Genomic DNA, 16,120 nt, shown 5'->3' on the forward strand with positions numbered 1-16,120 from the left:
ATTGGGAGTATGATTAAAGTGAACCGGACCACCGCCATCCTGGCAGCCTCGATCCTTGCCACCACGCTCTCGGCCTGCGGGTCGAACAGCCTGTTCAGCCGCGACCGCCCCGACGAGATGATGGTGTCGCGTCAGGCGCCGCTCGTCGTGCCGCCCGATTTCGCGCTGACCCCGCCCGCCCCCGGCACCGCACGGCCCGGCGGCGAAACGACCGCCGAACAGACGCTGCGCGCGCTCTTCGGCGGCGCGTCGCAGCGCAGCGCGAGCGAAACGCAGATCATCGGCAGCGCCGACGGCGCGCGCGCCGACCCCGGCATCCGCAGCCAGGTCGGCAGCCCCGACACGCAGGTCGTCGACAAGGGCCTCGTCGTCCGCGACATCCTCGCCGCCCCCGAAGGCGACGGCCGCGACGCATCGGCGGCGATCCCGACCGCATAACAATATTGTGAATTCAGGATGACGGCCCGGCTTTCCGGGCCGTTTTCTTGTCGGGCTTAGCTGAACAGGTTCGACATGACGAACATCGCGATCAGGCTCTCGACCATCGCGCGCGACGCGTGGCCAAAGGCGCGAAGCCGCCCGCATTTCAGATGCTGGTTGAACCAGGCGGTTTGCAGGAAGCCGAACCACAAAAGCCCGAAGAATGTGAGCGCCACGCCCGCGAGCGCCGACCAGTCATGCCCCAGCTTGATCAGGATCACCCCGCCGCCCAGCAGCATCGCGAGCACCGCGGCGGTGTAGCATTGGCTGTAAAAAGGTGCGCGCAGCGTGTCGCGGTTGACCTGCAAGCCCTGCGCGCGAACCATCCGCGCCGCCATCATCACCGGAAACAGGCTGTACATCACGATGCGCAGGATGATCAGGTCGGTGTTGTTACTGACCAGCGCCGCCAGCCCGACCTTGCTCGTGACCACCGCATTATTGCCGACCAGCGCGATCTCGGCAGCGTGGACGATGATCAGCGACAAGAGCAGGAACAGCGGCGGGCTCAGCGTGTCGGTATATTGCTGGTCGGCGGCATCGCCCTGCTCGACGTCCGAATAATCCATCATCTGCAGCGGACGGACGAGCGTGCGCCAAAGCGTGATCGGATAAAAGACCAGCCACGACATGACCTCGTACAAAAGCTCGTCGAGCGATTTCAGGAGGTTGAAGAAGTTCATCGCGCTTAACGCTGCCCCATTATCCGTTCGCCCTGAGCTTGTCGAAGGGCTGTTCTTCTTTCAACCATCGAATGAAGAAGGACGGTGCTTCGACAAGCTCAGCACGAACGGGAGTGGGCCCAAACGATGGCTAAGCCCGCGCGCCCGCTTCCTCGACGCCCGCGCTGTTGTGGCGCAGCGCCTTCAGCACCGTGTCGACGATCTGCGGCGCGTTGAGCCCCGCCGCGTCATATTGCAGTTCGGGCTTGTCCTGGTCCTGGAACATATCGGGCAGGCGCATCGTGCGCAGCTTCAGCCCCGCGTCGATCAGCCCCTCGTCGCTCGCGAGCGTCAGCACATGCGCGCCCAGCCCGCCGACGCTGTTTTCCTCGATCGTCACGCAAACCTCGTGGCTCGCCAGCGTCTTGCGGATCAGCTCCTCGTCGAGCGGTTTCGCGAAACGCAGGTCGATCACGCTCGTCGGCAACCCGCGCGCGTCAAGCGTATCGGCCGCCTTCAGCGCCTCGGAGAGCCGCGTGCCGAGCGAGAAGATCGCGACGGTCTTGCCGCTGCGCACGACGCGCCCCTTGCCGATCTCCAGCCTTTGCGGAACCTCGGGCAACGCCACGCCGGTCCCATTGCCGCGCGGATATCGGAACGCAATCGGCCCATCGTCATATTCAGCGGCGGTATAGGTCATATGCACCAGTTCGGCTTCGTCGGCCGCCGCCATCACGACGAAATTGGGCAGGGTCGCGAGGTACGTCACATCGAACGACCCCGCGTGCGTCGACCCGTCGGCGCCGACCAGCCCCGCACGGTCGATCGCAAAGCGCACCGGCAGATTCTGGATCGCGACATCATGCACGACCTGATCGTAGGCGCGCTGGAGGAAGGTCGAATAAATCGCCGCGAACGGCCGCATCCCCTGCGCTGCCAATCCCGCCGCGAACGTTACCGCATGTTGCTCGGCAATGCCGACGTCGAAGGTCCGCGTCGGATGCACTTTGGCAAATTTGTCGACCCCGGTTCCCGACGGCATCGCCGCGGTGATCGCGACGATCCTTTTGTCGGTCTCGGCCAGCTTCGCCAGCGTTTCGCCGAACACATTCTGATATTGCGGCGGTCCCGGCGGCGCTTTCGCCTGCTCGCCGGTGATGACGTCGAATTTCTGCACGCCATGATATTTGTCGGCGGCCGCCTCGGCGGGGCCATAGCCCTTGCCCTTCACCGTCACCGCATGGATCAGGACCGGGCCATGCTCGCTGTCGCGCACATTCTCCAGCACCGGAATCAGATGCTCCAGATTATGCCCGTCGATCGGCCCGACATAATAAAAGCCCAGCTCCTCGAACAGCGTTCCGCCCATCGCCATGCCGCGTGCATATTCGTCGGTCTTTTTCGCCGCCTTGTGCAGCGGCTCGGGCAGCTTGCGCGCAAAGCGCCGCGCAATTTCGCGCAGCTCGATAAACGGCCGCGACGACACCAGCTTCGCCAGATAGGCCGATAGTCCGCCGACCGGCGGCGCGATCGACATGTCATTGTCGTTGAGGATGACGATCAGCCTATTGCCCGCCGCGGCGGCATTGTTCATCGCCTCATAGGCCATGCCCGCCGACATCGACCCGTCGCCGATCACCGCGATCGCGCGCCCGGGCTGATCCTTCAGCTTGTTGGCGATCGCGAAGCCGAGCGCCGCGCTGATCGAGGTCGAGCTGTGCGCCGCCCCGAACGGATCATATTCGCTCTCGCTGCGCTTCGTGAAGCCCGACAGGCCGCCGCCGGTGCGCAAGGTGCGGATGCGGTCGCGCCGCCCGGTGATGATCTTGTGCGGATAGCATTGATGCCCGACGTCCCACACGATCTTGTCGCGCGGGGTATCGAACACATAATGCAGCGCGGTGGTAAGCTCGACGACCCCCAACCCCGATCCCAGATGCCCGCCGGTGGTGCCGACCGCCGAAATCATCTCGGCGCGCAGCTCATCGGCGAACTGGCGGAGGTCTTCGGGCTTCAGCTTGCGGAGGTCGGCGGGGACATCCACCGTGTCGAGCAGCGGCGTATGCGGACGATCAGTCATCGCGCCGTCATACTGCCAAGCGCCGATAGTGTCGAACGAAAAGGGATCAGTCGCCCTCGCGCTCGTCGCGCTCCTTCGCGGCATCGACCTGCGCATAAAGCCCGCGCACCATCAGATCGGTAAACACTAGCATTACCCCGACCATGCCCAGGAACAGCAGGGCCGCGACCGCGGGAAGCGGGCCGACCATGTCCACGCCTTCCTTCTTCATCACCGCGGCGAGCACCGCCGCTGCCGCCATGAAGGCATAGCCGATGAAGCGCGGAATGCGGCTCATGTCATGTCACCGGTCGCGGAACCATTGGCGCCGCGGGGGAATATGAAAGCGGTGAAGGCGCCTCGATGCATGAAAGGCACATGCGGCCAAATGCATCCTTCGGCAAGACGAAGCCGTTGCAAGGACGGATTGTTTACTTACACTCCCGAAAAAGGGGGCACGACCACAGGATATTAGAGCGGATGACCATGCCCGATTTAAGACTGTTTTCCCGCATCGGTCCGCCCGCGCGTATCATCCCGCTTCTTGCCGCCTTCGCATTCGCCGCACCCGCCGCTGCCGAAGAATCGACTTTGCCCTATGAACTGACCGCCGCGATCCCCGACAGTCCGCTGGCGCCCGGGATCGACGACGAACCGGCGCGCTATCTCCAGAACACCGATATCGACGACAATATCCTGCTGCCGGGCCGGCGCGACGATGACGATGAGGAATCCGAACGCAAATGGTCGCGCGACTATATCGCCGTCGCGGCCGGGGTAATGAACACACCCGATTACAATGGTTCGGACGACCGCCGCTTCCTGCCGTCCTTCTATGTCCGCGGCCGGTACGAGGGTTTTTCCTTTTCGACCCGCGGCACCAATTTTCAGGTCGACCTGATCCGCCATCGCCGCGGGCAAAAGATCGACTGGAAGTTCGGCCCGATCATCAGCCTGCGCGCCGACCGCACCGGCAGCGTCAAGGATCCGCAAGTCGACCTGCTCCCCGACCGCAAGATGGCGGTCGAAATGGGCTTCTTCACCGGGGTCACCAAAACCGGCGTGATCACCAGCGCTTACGACCAGCTCGGCTTCCGCATGGTGGCACTCAAGGATATTTCGGGCAGCCACGGCAGTTGGACTGCCTCGCCGACGATCGATTATGGCACCCCGCTGTCGAAACGCGCCTTTGTCGGCATCTCGGCGTCGATCAACATTTATGGCAAGGGGTTCGGCCGCTATTATTTCGACGTCGATCCCATGGGCAGCGCGGCGAGCGGGCTGCCCGTGTATAGCGGCGCGGGGCAGAAGGCGACGATCGGCAAATATACGCTGGGCATGGCGGGCGCCTATGCCCTGTCGGGCGACTTGCGAAAGGGCTTCGTGCTGATCGGCGGCGCGCAATATGGCCGAATGGGCGATCGCTATGCCGATTCGCCGATCGTCGCGGACGCCGGCAGCAAGGACCAGTGGCTGTTCGGCGCGGGTCTGGCGTACCAGTTCTGACCGTTTACGACCGGGAGCTGCCCTTGATCCTCCCTGTGCCAAGGCATGGGGAGGTGGCAGCGCGAAGCGCTGACGGGGGGGCTAATGGCCGAGGTCGCGGCCCCTCCACCGCCGCCTGCGGTCCCCCTCTCCATCGCTTCGCGACAGGGAGGATTCAATTGTCCGATCGCCAGCCCAAAGCCGCCATTTCCGGTGTCAGCTTGACCCTGCCGTCCAACCGCTGCATCCTCATGCCGTGGCGCGTCTATACACGACCTTTGCCGAATTCTGGCCCTTTTACCTGCGTGAGCATAGCAAGGCGTCTACGCGGGCGTTGCATTATGTTGGGACCAGTCTGGTCGTGCTGATCGCGATGGCGGCGGTGCTGAGTGGGCGGTGGGCTTGGTTGATCGTGCTGCCGCTCGCGGGCTATTTCTTTGCGTGGGTCGCGCATTTCGGGGTTGAGAAGAACCGACCGGCGACCTTTACCTATCCGCTGTGGAGCCTTGCTGCCGACTTCAAGATGTGGGGGCTGTGGTTGACCGGGCGGTTGGGGCGCGAACTCGACAAGGCGGGGGTGCAGCGTTGATCCCATCTTTCGTCATCCCCGCGAAAGCGGGGATCCAGCCCAGGCGTTTGCTCGCTGGGTCCCCGCTTTCGCGGGGATGACGAAGTAAGAGGATGGGCGTCGCGCGGGAAAATCGATCAGACTGACCTAAAGGTCTATCTGGCGATTGTTGCGAATCATTCTTAATTTGGTGCCTCGTTCCGCTGGAGATGTGCCATGCCCCTCGATCTGATCAAGACCTTCACCTATCTCTCGATCCACCTGACCATCGGGTTCAGCGTCGCTTATGTGATGACCGGGTCGGTCGCGCTCGCGGGCGGAATCGCGATCATCGAGCCCTGTATCAATGCTGTCGCATTCTTCTTCCATGAAAAGGCGTGGAAGCGCGTCGGTGCGCGGCCTAAGCTGCTGTCCGCCTGAGGCTCCGAGTCCCGGGCCGCTTTTCCGCTTACTCCCCGAACCAACCAAGGAGATACGACCATGACCGTCAATCGCGCATCCGCCCGCTACGAAGGTTTCGGCAAGGAAGGCAAGGGGTCGATCACGACCAAGTCGGGCGTGCTCGACAAGCAGCCCTATGGTTTCGGAACGCGTTTCGAAGGGCTGCCGGGGACGAACCCCGAGGAGCTGATCGCCGCAGCGCATGCTGCGTGTTTCACCATGGCGCTATCGTTCGGCCTCGCGCGGGCGGGTTATAATGGCGATACGCTCGAGACGAGCGCCGCGGTGACGCTTGAACAGCAGGACGGCGGCTTCACGATCACCAAATCGGCGCTGACGCTGACCGGCAAGGTGCCGGGAATCAGCGCCGACGAATTCGCCAAGATCGCCGAGGAAGCCGAGAAGAATTGCCCGGTATCGAAGCTGCTCAACTGCGAAATCACATTGGAGCATAATCTCGAGGCTTAAGCGGCCCGGAGCAGCGGCGCGGGCAGGTCTTCGGCCATGAAGCCGAAGCTGCCTTGCGCCGGTGGTTCCAACGTCCAGCTTTGCAGGACGCGGTGGCGGCGATGGCCGATATGGCTTTCGATGAGCACGAGGTCGCGCGGGGTCCAGTTCCATGCGACCGGAACGGGATCGAATTCGCATGTCCCATAACCGAGCGTGATATGCGGGTGGAGGCCCGATTTGCGGTGCATCGGCTCGATGCCCTGCGCCGCGAGACGGGCGACGATTGCGTCATAGGTCTGGCGGATCGTGCCGATGCTTCCCGCAGTGATCAGCTCGGCCCCCGCGCCGCGCGATACGATGCGGCCGAAGGGTATCGGACTCGCGGCCGGGACACCCACGCCGAACGCCTTGGCGACCTGCCCGCGCAGGAACGGCTGCGGCTCCATCGTTTCGGCGATCGTGCAGAGCGTCAGATGGTATAGCTGGGGCTTGAGCCCCGCAAACAGGTCGCCCGATACGGGCGGCAATTGGCGCGCCAGCCAGCCGGCGCGATCGGCGGCAACCTGAAACCCCAGGAAATAGCGAAACATCGGGTCCATCGTCCTTCCTCCGAATCGGATAATGTTCCTATTATGTTCTCATTCGCTGCGAGAGTCGAATCGTTAGGGCGCCGGTGCGTCGAGCGCCATCCGCGTCACATGGATATAGGTCGCCTGCCAGCTGTCGCCGTGGCGCCTGAAAATGTCGGTGAAGCGGATGCGGACGCGGAAGGGCTTGCCCGCCGAGCGACCCGACAGGATCGTCTCGGCGCTCGCAAGACCGGCGTCGGGGCCGACCGGGAGGATGACGCGATCGCTGAGCGTCACGGGGTCGTAATCATGGTCGGCGCCGGTCCAGCCGTCGATGAAAAACGCCTTGCCATACCGCTTGCCGCTGCCGTCGATGAAGACGAGATCGTCGGCGACCATGCGCTCCAGCGCGGCGCGATCCTGCGCGATCTGGGCCGCGTCGAACGCATCGGCAAAAGCGCGCAGGTCGGCAATTTCGCTGGCGGGTGCGTCGGCGGCTATCGCGGGCGCCGCTACGCAGAACGCCAGTGCCGCCGCTATCATTATGCGCATGGCGTCCCTTCCCGTCGCTATGCCAGCCCGGTTACAGCGCCGGCCGGCAATCCTTCAGCCAGATGACATGCTTATATTCATCGAAATCGTCGACGGTGCCGGTCAATTTGATGCTCTTGTTCGGCTTGAGTTGAAGCGAATAGGCCGCCTGACCGGGCGCCATATAACAGACGATGTCGGTCTTGAACGGCGCCTGGTTCGGCAGGCGGATCGCCTGTTCATAAGGCTGGGGGATTTTATAGCCGACGCGGAAATCCTTGCCGTCCTTGGTCACATAATCGACAAGCCCGTCGATCGTGAACTGCTTGCCCTTGTAGCGCGTGAGGATGCCCGCGGCGTTGCGTTCGGTGTCCTTCGACACCTGCTGCGAGAATCCGAGCGCGCTGATCTTGACTGGCGCGGCGGCGATGGTTGTCGCGGTCGCGCCCTTCTTTGCCGCCGCGGCGCCCGCCTTGCCGCCCTTGATCTGGTTCAGCATGCCGCACATTTCGGCCATTGCGGCATCGGCCTTGGTCGCCTGGCCGGCGCGCAGCTTGGCCTCCATCACCACCGTGCCGATCCCGCCGGTCTGCGTCGCGCTGATCTGGATCGGAAAGGCGCGCGCGCCGCCCGTCATCGGTTGTTCGATCAGCATCGATCCATATTCGGCCTCGTCGGCCATGATGTCATAGCCCTTGGCAGCGACGAGCCCGCGCATCTGGCCGATCGCGACCGCGGGGGGCAGGTCGGCGACGGTCACCGCGGCGGTAAAGCGAAGCCCGGTGATCGGATTGCCTTTTTTGACGAAGGCTTCCTCGCAGGTCGCGGCATTGGCGGTGCCGGCAGTGAGGAGAATGAAGACTGGCGCGAGCGCGGCGGCGAGACGCGAATAAGTCGTGGTGCGCATGAGGGGCTCCCTGAAATGTTTCTGTTATGCGACTTATGTTGTGGGATGCGTCTGCCGCAGTGTGGGATTGGCCGCAATGGCCAAGTTACCAAGATGATGGTGTTTTGCGGGACAGAAAAGCCGATACCAATCGGCGCTTGACCTCAACCGGGCTTGAGATTTCATAAGGGCGGGACAGATGATTCGATAACGGAGCCTTGTCCATGCTGCACTATCCAGCTGCCACGCCTTCAGGTCCCGTCGATTCCGATCGCGCCGCGCCCGCCGCGGCCTTTCTGCCGCGCTATCTCGCGCGGATCGGCTATCGCGGGCCGGTGGCGCCGACGATGGACGTGCTCGCGGCGTTGCAAGCGGCGCATATCGCCGCCATTCCTTTTGAGGCGATCGACGCGCTGACCGGTGCGGGGATCGATATCGGGGCCGACGCCGTCGACGCGAAGTTAATCGGCCAGCGACGCGGGGGATATTGTTTCGAACAAAATGGCCTGTTCCTGCGCGTGCTCAAGGCAATCGGGTTCGACGCCGAGGGGCTTATCGGGCGGGTGCGCTGGATGCTGCCCGACGATGCGCCGCCGAGCGCGCGCACGCATATGGTCGTGCGCGTGCGGCTGGATGGCCGGCCGTGGCTGACCGACGTCGGTTTCGGCGCGACAGTGCCGCCCGCGCCGCTCGCGATGGACCGCGAGGAGCCCCAACCGACGCGGCACGAAACCTATCGCATCGTGCGCCCCGGCGATGTGTGGCAGGTCGCGGCGTCGATCGAGGGCGAATGGCGGACGCTGTACCGGATCGAGGACACGCCCCCGCCCGCGATCGATTATGAGATCGGCAATTGGTACACGTCGGCACATCCCGACTCGCATTTCCGCCGCCAGTTGATCGCGGCGCGCACCACCGCCGAGGCGCGTTATGGTCTGCGCGACAACCGGCTGACGACACGGCTCGTCGACGGGCGCATCGACCGGCGCTATCTGACCGCCGACGAGATCGATCGCGCGCTGGCCGAGATTTTCCTGCTGCCGGTGCGACCGCACTGGCGCGCGGCGATCGAGCGCGCGGCGACGGCGGAGGTGGTCGGCTAGCTTGACTCGCCGCGGCTATCGCGTTCTTTTGCCGGCGAAAGAAGGGAGCGCGTTTCCATGGCCGAGAAGGTCGTGCTGCTGTCGGGCGGCAATCCGCAGATACCGAAAGCCTATGGCGACGCGCCGGTGCAGGCCTATATCGCGGCGATGCCGGGCTGGAAGTCGGGCGTGTGGGCGCGGCTCGACACGCTGATCGAAAAGGCCGTTCCGGGGGTCGCGAAGGCGGTCAAATGGAACTCGCCGCTCTATGGCCCGCCGGGGCAGGGCGACGAGCCGACGCACTGGTTCCTGAGCATTCATTGCTTCGACAAATATATCAAGGTCGCCTTCTTTCGCGGCCAGTCGCTCGATCCGGTGCCGCCGGTCGCGTCGAAGAGCGGCGACACGCGCTATTTCCATATTCATGAAGGCGACACGGTCGACGAGGTGGCTTTTGCAGACTGGGTGAAACAGGCGGCGACATTGCCCGGCGAGAAGATGTGAGGAGGATGGAATGTCAGCGGATCTGATCGACGCGAAGATCGCGGGGCTGGGCGACTGGCGAGGCGGCATGCTGGCGAAGCTGCGCGCGCTGATCCATGCCGCCGACCCGGAGGTCGAGGAGACGGTGAAGTGGCAGAAGCCGTCGAACCCGGCGGGGGTCCCGGTGTGGGAGCATGCCGGAATCCTCTGCACGGGCGAGACCTACAAGGACAAGGTCAAGCTGACCTTTGCCAAGGGCGCGGCGCTTGCCGATCCGAAGAAATTGTTCAATTCGAGCCTCGACGGCAACACGCGGCGTGCGATCGACCTGTTCGAGGGCGACGTTGTCGACGAGGCGGCGTTCAAGGCGCTGGTCCGCGCCGCGGTCGAGGCCAATCTGGAAAAGCCGGCACGAGCGAAGAAGGCCTAGCCGCAGCCCGTCCCTTCCTTGCGCGCTGCCCAGCCGATCGCGCCGCTCAGCATCTGAAGGTGGGCGGGGTCGCTCCATGCCTCTGCCTTGTGGCCGAGCGCCGAAAAGAAGATGCGCGCGCGGCCTTCGCAGCGCCACCAGATGAGGGCATGACCCTCGCCCATGCGAAATTTGCGATCGAGCCGCAGACTGCTTTCGTCAAGCGTCGCGATGACATGCGCGTCGCCTGCGGGCGGGGCGTCCCAGCTGTAATATTCGTCGGTCCAGCGCCAGCGCTGCGGCAGATGCTGGCTCGCCGGATGGCCGCGCCCCTCGACGATCAGCTCGGCGGGCTGGAACTGGTCGGCGCCGCCGGGGTGGCCGATGAATTTGCCATTGCCGCGCATCTGCACCACCCAGTCGGGGTGGCTGCCGTCGCCGGCGCTGTGAACACCGACCCAGCCGCCGCCTTTGGCAATCCACGCCTGGAAGGCGGCGCGCTGCGGCGCGGTGTAGATATCGCCGCTTGCGCTCGCGAAGACAATGACGTCGAACTTGGCGAGTTGGGACGGATTGAACACCGCGGCATTTTCGGTAGCAAAGCTGCTCCAGCCGCGTGCCTCCACCAGCGCCGCGATCGCGGGCACCGCCTGCGCAATGCTGTCGTGGCGATAACCGTTTGTCTTGCTGATAATCAGCACCGCGGGGCGGGTGAGCGCGGGCAGCTCGGGCGGCACGCTGTCAAAGGTCGGGGTCGGGCGGCGCGGGTCGGGGGTCGCGGCGGGCGCCGCCTGCACAGCGAGCAGCAGCGCGGCGGCAAGCATGGCGGCGATGGTCATGGACGGCTTTCCCCTTTTTCTTTCGCGGTCAGTCGATGATCGGCGCGCCCTCGGCCTGAAGCCGCGCCAGATTGTCCTTCATCGCCTGCAGCACTTCGGGCGCATGCGGGGTCCAGCTTTCGACCTCGCCGACGATGCGCAGCGGCCACCGGCTGCGATAGCTGCGCGTCGGGTTGCCGGGGAATTTCTTGTCGGTGAGGTTGGGGTCGTCGAACCAGTCGCCGGTCGGCCGAACGATATAGATGCGCTCGCGCCCCGAACCCGCCGCCAGCTCGCAGCCCCATATCGCGGACTCGAGCGCGGCGGAGAAATAGATCCACGACATCGGCGCGGCCTGGTAATTGCTGCCCCAGCCGACGCCAAGCAGGTCGCCGGGTTTCAGGTCGGCGCGGGTGCCGTGGTAGAAGGTCGCGCCCGCGTCCGGGCCCACGGGGGCGGGGCTGTCGGTCATTCCACATCGTCGGAGGGATCGAGCCGCACCACCCACATCGGATGCCCGCCCGGCGACATCGCGATGTCGTGGCTGGGGACCATATCGGCGCCGGTCTCGATCCAGCCGCGTCCGTCGCATTTAGGGCAAGGCACGCGGATCGAGCGGTGGCTGATCAGGTCGATCTGGCTGTTCCACTGCCCATGGCCGCTGCAGAGCGGGCAGCGCAGGTCGAGATCGCCGCTGCGGTGGCGCCGCGAAATGCCGTCGAACGCATGCGGGTCGCCGGGGCCGGTGCAATAGACGATGTTCGATGGGTGCGACATGCGGGCAGTTTATCATCGAAGGCCGGCAAGGAAAGGGGCCGCCAACCGCGCGGGCTGGCGACCCTCATCCGGTCAGGCTTTAGCGGCAGCGCACATCATCCTTGTTGCCGCTGCGTTCGATCGCGCGGCCGGCGACCGCGCCGCCGATCGCGCCAATGATGGTGCCGAGCGTTTTCGAATCGCCGGGCGCGATGACATTGCCCGCGACGCCGCCGGCGAGGCCGCCGACGATCAGCCCGGTCGAGCCGTCGTTGCGGCGGCAGTAAAATTTGCCGTCGCGGCCGCGATAGACGCGGTCGTTCGACGACAGGCGGCGTTCCTTGTAACGGCGGTCGCTGCGATAATATTGGTCGGCATAATAGCCGCCGTGGCGCGGGTCGGGGCGGTCATAATCATAATTGCCATAGCGGCTGTAGGTATCACGGTCATAATAGCCATAGCCGCCATCGTCATAACCGGCACCGGCGCCGATACCGCCATACGCGCCGTTCGAGGCGCAGCCGCCCGCGAGCGCGGTAACGGCGGCAAGGGGCAGGATCATCAGCTTGTTCATCGACATCACTCCATCTGGATCGCGTGCCGCGCCAAGCGGGCGTAGGCATGCTCTGTTTTTGCCCCTCGCATTAGGTAAAGCCTTGAGAGGGGTGGGAGTTCCGCCGGGTTCGCGGCGTTCGATGTCTGGTTGCCAGCCAAAGTTCAGGAAAGTTCAGCCCCTTGGCGATGCGGTGGCGGCGGTATCAGGCGGGATGCGAGAGGCAAAACACAGGGGTATGGCGGAGACGGAGCGGAAGCGGCGCTGCCCCGGCGTCGGATAGGGTGAAGCAGACGCGCGGATTGTAGGAAAGGACTTTCTGACCCGCGCGGTGCGAAATAGGATCGGGCCATCATGTCCCCCATAGGCCGATCAGGAAGTGCCCCCGCTCAGCGGCCAGCGGCCGTGTTCGACATGGGTGGTCTTGCCGACGATGCTTTCGGTGAGGATGATCTCATCGACCGTCCAGCCGATCGGCGGCATCTTTTTGCCCAGAGTTTGCGTGCCCAGGCGGTCGCCGCGATAGTTGATCGTGATATGCGGTTCGGGCGTGGTGCCGTCCATGATCGGCGCTTTCTCGCGCAGCAGATGGTCCACCAGCGCCTTCTGAAACGCCCGCGCCTCGGCCAGCGGGTCGCGCGTGCGCAGCGTCACCGCCTTGCGGTTCTCGATCCGGTCGAAGGCGAGCGGGAAGGGCGCCGCGACGAAGCTGTCCAGCGCGGCGACGGTCGCGGGCAGCCACTCGGGCGGCACATGGTGCAGGTCGTAGAGCGAGATGAGCGTGACATGGAGCAGGTCGGGGCCGCGCGAAGGATCGTTGCGCGGCAGCGCGGCGATCTGCGCCTGCACCTCCGGCGGCGGCTTGGCCATGACGTAGAGGGGGTTTCGGGCGCGCATGGGTGGGAGTGTAGCATGGCGTGGGGGCGGGGCCGACTGCTTGCTGGCGCCGTGCGGGCTGAAAGGAGAATGCTCCATTTCGGTTTTCAACGCTCATGGAACTTAAGATAGTAGTTTTCAACGAAACAAAGATTTTGTAGAAAACTATTCCATATCTTCAAGGAAGCGAGAATGGAGCAAAACGGGTTTGGCGAAGCGGCAACGGGCACGCTCGTTCCGACGATCGGTGGGCGCAAGGCGTTTGTGCCGCAGAAATTGCCGCCCGCGCTGGATTTGAATCCGGTGGCAGAGCAGCTTTCGGCCGCCTCGCAAGCTATCGGCGAATTGCGCGGGATCGGTCGGGGGATGGCGAACCCGATGCTGCTCATTCGCCCCTTGCAGCGGCGCGAGGCGGTTTCTTCGTCGGGTATGGAGGGCACCTATACCACGCTGTCCGATCTCTTCCTGTTCGAGGCCGGGGCAGGCGATGCCGGAAAGCGCGAGGATAACCGTGAGGTCTTTAATTATGTGATGGGGCTGGAGACAGCGATCGGTCAGCTCGACGAGCTGCCGATTTCCAGTCGGCTGCTGCGCAATGCGCACCGCATGCTGTTGGAGGGCGTCGCCAAGCATCGCGGCGCGGCGGTCGATGCGGGCGAGTTGAAGCGCGACCAGAACTGGATCGGCGGGACGGGGCGGATCGAAACGGCGCGCTTCATTCCGCCGCCGCCGCGCGAAGCCGCCGATGCGCTGGACGATCTGGCCAAATTCATCAATCGGCCGGATCGCGGCGGCATCCCGCCGCTGATCGACGCGGCGCTGGCGCATTATCAGTTCGAGACGATCCATCCCTTTGCCGATGGCAATGGGCGCGTGGGGCGGATGCTGATCACGCTGATCCTGATCCAGAGCGACATCTTGCGGCAGCCGTTGCTCTATATGTCGCCGTGGCTGGAGCGGCATAAGGATCGCTATATCGACCTGATGTACGAGGTGTCGCGCAAGGGCGAATGGCTGGCGTGGATAAGCTTTTTTCTGGAGGCGGTGACCGAATCGGCGCTCGGCACGATCCGCGTTGTCGAACGGCTCCAGGATTTGCAGACGCGCTATCGCGAGCGGTTCCAGAAGGCGCGCCAATCGGCACTGTTGCCACGCATCATCGATCTGGCGTTCGAGCAGCCCGCAATGACGATCACCGACATCGCGGCGAAGATCGGCGTGACCTATCAGGCGGCGGCGAACAATGTGGCGGTGCTGGTGGGAGCGGGCGTCGCGAGCGAGATCGGGAGCCATCCGAAGGTGATCGTCTTTGACGAGATATTGGAGGCGCTCAGGGTGGAGTGAATTTGGGGGTTATTGCACCTGTCACCGCAATTAAAGAAACTTGGGCTGCACCTCTTGCGCGTTCACGAATTTGCGTGATCGGACATCTGCGCAAAAAACTTCAGCATCATAAAGAAGACGGTTCAAGTTAGGTTCACCCGTCTCCTTTGATCGCTTCAGCGGTTTAGCACCCTTCTTGATAAGTTCGCGATTGCCGGGGGCAACAGTCTCATCGAAACCATAGTCCACCGCAAATAGAGGGATATGCAGGCGGAGCGCGTCTTCTCCCGCTGCTCTCGTGCCGCCCTTTTCGCCCGCTTCCACCACTATCATTGCGCACGACAGCGCCATAATAGTCTTATTACGATCCATCGCATGATATGCACGCCAGATTGCGTTAGAATCGAATTGGCTGATAACAAGCACTCGGTGCCAATCCCAAACGTCCCTAAGTTCCGGGGCAATCCGAAAATGATCCATGCCTTCGGGTATTACGAGGATTGTCGCGCCGCCTTCTGCGAGTGCTTCGCGGTGAGTTGCTCGGTCTACACCTCTCGCATTCCCGGACGTGACGACGAAGTGGTTTTTAGTCGCGGTGCGGGCGCAAAGCGTCGCAGCCTCGATGCCTTTTTCCGACACGTTCCGAGCACCGCAGAAGCTTATCGCGTGTTCGTCGAGCAAGTTGATATTTCCACGAAAAAAAAGGCGCTTGGGTGCGTTCTTGCCGAGCACGATTTTCAATCGTTCGGGATAGTGTCGATCATCAAGGTTGATTTCGACTAGCGGAGGCAAGTCTTGCTTCATTTGTTATCCGTATCGCGGCGGCCCTTTGATACTGCCAAAAGGTGTAGTGCGTTTGCGCCGGCAGTTCTCAACCTCGAAGCGACAAAATGCGCCGTCGCACCTGATTGATACATGTCATCGATCAGAAGAAGGTCTTTGCCGTCTATGCCGTCGCCAACATTTATGCCGACCCCTTCGAGTGCTGCCCACTTCTCATCAATAGCTAACGTTTTGATGGACCCCTTGGCTCCATTCCAACCAATTTCGCCAGTCAAATCCGGTACGCCGACTTTAGCTGCGAGATGCATCGCAAGGTAGTTAGGAAGGCTCTGGCTTCCTGCTGTCGACGACGGAACGGAAACGATCCCATCGATATTTCGCTTCCCGTGCATGCGCCCATATATCTCGGTCAGTATGTCAACCAATCTATCTTTAGCATCAGCGTTCCCTTCATACTTGGCGCTATACTCCAGCTGGCCAATTTTTGATCTGCTCTCACCGATATAATGCTCACAGGCTGAAACCGCCGTATCGAAAAGCGATCTTATAAATACGACGTCAGAATTCTCCGACATCCATTCCTTTATCTCGCTAAACTCGTCGTCATCAGTTACGGTTCTATAATACCCGCCATATTTTCCTTTGGTGTTCTCAAAGAGGCGCCAAGGGAAAAGATCGCCCACAGATTCAATGAATGGGACATTGAAAAATCCGGCGGCCTTGCCCGAAGGGTTGTCCTTGAGGGCATTCTTATGAATCGACCCAAAGCAAATCCGCTTCGGCTCTTTCGCCCGTAGAGCCTGAAACCGAGCGAGTGTGATTGGCGGGTGCATAAGGTCACGCAAAGACACCAACATAACCTCCCGATATGTTCCCTATATGTTCTTATAGAGCCAGCGTCAAGGA

22 protein-coding genes are annotated in these 16,120 nt (G+C 63.0%); 9 read left to right on the forward strand and 13 right to left on the reverse strand.

Going from position 1 to position 16,120, the window contains the following annotated elements:
• The first annotated feature begins 18 nt into the window (after positions 1-18).
• Complete coding sequence (locus tag SKP52_RS18800; RefSeq protein WP_039581651.1) at positions 19-438, forward strand: DUF3035 domain-containing protein; 420 nt, start codon at positions 19-21, stop codon at positions 436-438.
• Positions 439-494: 56 nt separating this feature from the next.
• On the opposite strand, the gene SKP52_RS18805 is transcribed toward SKP52_RS18800, so the two are convergent.
• The 3 genes from SKP52_RS18805 to SKP52_RS18815 all read right to left on the reverse strand — a co-directional run bounded on the left by SKP52_RS18805 (position 495) and on the right by SKP52_RS18815 (position 3,499).
• Positions 495-1,163, reverse strand: coding sequence for a hypothetical protein (locus SKP52_RS18805; protein WP_039577407.1), 669 nt, complete (start codon positions 1,161-1,163; stop codon positions 495-497).
• 130 nt (positions 1,164-1,293) lie between these two features.
• Positions 1,294-3,222, reverse strand: coding sequence for a 1-deoxy-D-xylulose-5-phosphate synthase (gene dxs / locus SKP52_RS18810; RefSeq protein WP_039577410.1), 1,929 nt, complete (start codon positions 3,220-3,222; stop codon positions 1,294-1,296).
• Between the two features lie 46 nt (positions 3,223-3,268).
• Entirely contained in the window at positions 3,269-3,499 is a 231-nt protein-coding gene (locus SKP52_RS18815) for a hypothetical protein (RefSeq protein WP_039577414.1), read from the reverse strand.
• Between the two features lie 182 nt (positions 3,500-3,681).
• On the opposite strand from SKP52_RS18815, the gene SKP52_RS18820 reads away from it, so the two are divergent.
• The 4 genes from SKP52_RS18820 to SKP52_RS18835 all read left to right on the forward strand — a co-directional run bounded on the left by SKP52_RS18820 (position 3,682) and on the right by SKP52_RS18835 (position 6,163).
• The gene (locus SKP52_RS18820; RefSeq protein ID WP_052208551.1) at positions 3,682-4,707 is read left to right on the forward strand and encodes a MipA/OmpV family protein; all 1,026 of its coding nucleotides are present in this window, start codon (positions 3,682-3,684) and stop codon (positions 4,705-4,707) included.
• Between the two features lie 235 nt (positions 4,708-4,942).
• The gene (locus tag SKP52_RS18825) at positions 4,943-5,275 is read left to right on the forward strand and encodes a DUF962 domain-containing protein (RefSeq protein WP_039577417.1); all 333 of its coding nucleotides are present in this window, start codon (positions 4,943-4,945) and stop codon (positions 5,273-5,275) included.
• Between the two features lie 195 nt (positions 5,276-5,470).
• Positions 5,471-5,674, forward strand: coding sequence for a DUF2061 domain-containing protein (locus SKP52_RS18830; RefSeq protein ID WP_039577420.1), 204 nt, complete (start codon positions 5,471-5,473; stop codon positions 5,672-5,674).
• 60 nt (positions 5,675-5,734) lie between these two features.
• Positions 5,735-6,163, forward strand: coding sequence for an OsmC family protein (locus SKP52_RS18835; RefSeq protein ID WP_039577424.1), 429 nt, complete (start codon positions 5,735-5,737; stop codon positions 6,161-6,163).
• On the opposite strand, the gene SKP52_RS18840 is transcribed toward SKP52_RS18835, so the two are convergent.
• The 3 genes from SKP52_RS18840 to SKP52_RS18850 form a co-directional block, all read right to left on the reverse strand.
• Positions 6,160-6,744 carry a hypothetical protein gene (locus SKP52_RS18840; protein ID WP_039577427.1) on the reverse strand — a complete coding sequence of 195 codons (585 nt, stop codon included), beginning with the start codon at positions 6,742-6,744 and terminating at the stop codon, positions 6,160-6,162. The two genes, SKP52_RS18835 and SKP52_RS18840, sit on opposite strands and share 4 nt — an antisense overlap.
• 63 nt (positions 6,745-6,807) lie before the next feature.
• Entirely contained in the window at positions 6,808-7,266 is a 459-nt protein-coding gene (locus SKP52_RS18845; protein WP_081997439.1) for a nuclear transport factor 2 family protein, read from the reverse strand.
• 31 nt (positions 7,267-7,297) lie between these two features.
• A complete protein-coding gene (locus SKP52_RS18850) occupies positions 7,298-8,152 on the reverse strand; it encodes a hypothetical protein (RefSeq protein WP_052208553.1) in 855 nt (284 codons plus the stop codon).
• A 203-nt stretch (positions 8,153-8,355) separates the two neighbouring features.
• Here SKP52_RS18850 and SKP52_RS18855 point away from each other — a divergent pair, with 203 nt between their 5' ends.
• The 3 genes from SKP52_RS18855 to SKP52_RS18865 are packed head-to-tail and all read left to right on the forward strand — an operon-like array spanning position 8,356 to position 10,126.
• Entirely contained in the window at positions 8,356-9,234 is an 879-nt protein-coding gene (locus SKP52_RS18855) for an arylamine N-acetyltransferase family protein (protein WP_081997440.1), read from the forward strand.
• 57 nt (positions 9,235-9,291) lie between these two features.
• Positions 9,292-9,717, forward strand: a complete 426-nt coding sequence (locus SKP52_RS18860; RefSeq protein WP_039577432.1) for a DUF1801 domain-containing protein — start codon at positions 9,292-9,294, stop codon at positions 9,715-9,717.
• A gap of 10 nt (positions 9,718-9,727) precedes the next feature.
• A complete protein-coding gene (locus tag SKP52_RS18865) occupies positions 9,728-10,126 on the forward strand; it encodes a DUF1801 domain-containing protein (RefSeq protein WP_039577435.1) in 399 nt (132 codons plus the stop codon).
• On the opposite strand, the gene SKP52_RS18870 is transcribed toward SKP52_RS18865, so the two are convergent.
• The 5 genes from SKP52_RS18870 to SKP52_RS18890 form a co-directional block, all read right to left on the reverse strand.
• Positions 10,123-10,944, reverse strand: a complete 822-nt coding sequence (locus SKP52_RS18870; RefSeq protein ID WP_039577438.1) for a ThuA domain-containing protein — start codon at positions 10,942-10,944, stop codon at positions 10,123-10,125. The two genes, SKP52_RS18865 and SKP52_RS18870, sit on opposite strands and share 4 nt — an antisense overlap.
• 28 nt (positions 10,945-10,972) lie before the next feature.
• Complete coding sequence (gene arr / locus SKP52_RS18875) at positions 10,973-11,395, reverse strand: NAD(+)--rifampin ADP-ribosyltransferase (protein WP_052208555.1); 423 nt, start codon at positions 11,393-11,395, stop codon at positions 10,973-10,975.
• The gene (locus SKP52_RS18880) at positions 11,392-11,700 is read right to left on the reverse strand and encodes a hypothetical protein (RefSeq protein WP_039577440.1); all 309 of its coding nucleotides are present in this window, start codon (positions 11,698-11,700) and stop codon (positions 11,392-11,394) included. Before SKP52_RS18880 ends, arr begins: the two co-directional genes overlap by 4 nt.
• A gap of 79 nt (positions 11,701-11,779) precedes the next feature.
• Positions 11,780-12,259 carry a glycine zipper 2TM domain-containing protein gene (locus tag SKP52_RS18885; RefSeq protein WP_407695036.1) on the reverse strand — a complete coding sequence of 160 codons (480 nt, stop codon included), beginning with the start codon at positions 12,257-12,259 and terminating at the stop codon, positions 11,780-11,782.
• Between the two features lie 345 nt (positions 12,260-12,604).
• Positions 12,605-13,129: a 2'-5' RNA ligase family protein gene (locus SKP52_RS18890; RefSeq protein WP_160292443.1), complete on the reverse strand. Its 525-nt coding sequence runs from the start codon at positions 13,127-13,129 to the stop codon at positions 12,605-12,607.
• 171 nt (positions 13,130-13,300) lie between these two features.
• Here SKP52_RS18890 and SKP52_RS18895 point away from each other — a divergent pair, with 171 nt between their 5' ends.
• Positions 13,301-14,452: a Fic family protein gene (locus SKP52_RS18895; RefSeq protein ID WP_039577446.1), complete on the forward strand. Its 1,152-nt coding sequence runs from the start codon at positions 13,301-13,303 to the stop codon at positions 14,450-14,452.
• Between the two features lie 30 nt (positions 14,453-14,482).
• Here SKP52_RS18895 and SKP52_RS25590 read toward each other — a convergent pair whose 3' ends face one another.
• Entirely contained in the window at positions 14,483-15,235 is a 753-nt protein-coding gene (locus SKP52_RS25590; RefSeq protein WP_081997442.1) for a DNA-processing protein DprA, read from the reverse strand.
• A complete protein-coding gene (locus SKP52_RS18905) occupies positions 15,232-16,065 on the reverse strand; it encodes a hypothetical protein (protein WP_148309192.1) in 834 nt (277 codons plus the stop codon). Before SKP52_RS18905 ends, SKP52_RS25590 begins: the two co-directional genes overlap by 4 nt.
• Between the last annotated feature and the right edge of the window lie 55 nt (positions 16,066-16,120).

Origin of the sequence: Sphingopyxis fribergensis, from assembly GCF_000803645.1 — a bacterium.
Classification (GTDB): Bacteria; Pseudomonadota; Alphaproteobacteria; order Sphingomonadales; family Sphingomonadaceae; genus Sphingopyxis; species Sphingopyxis fribergensis.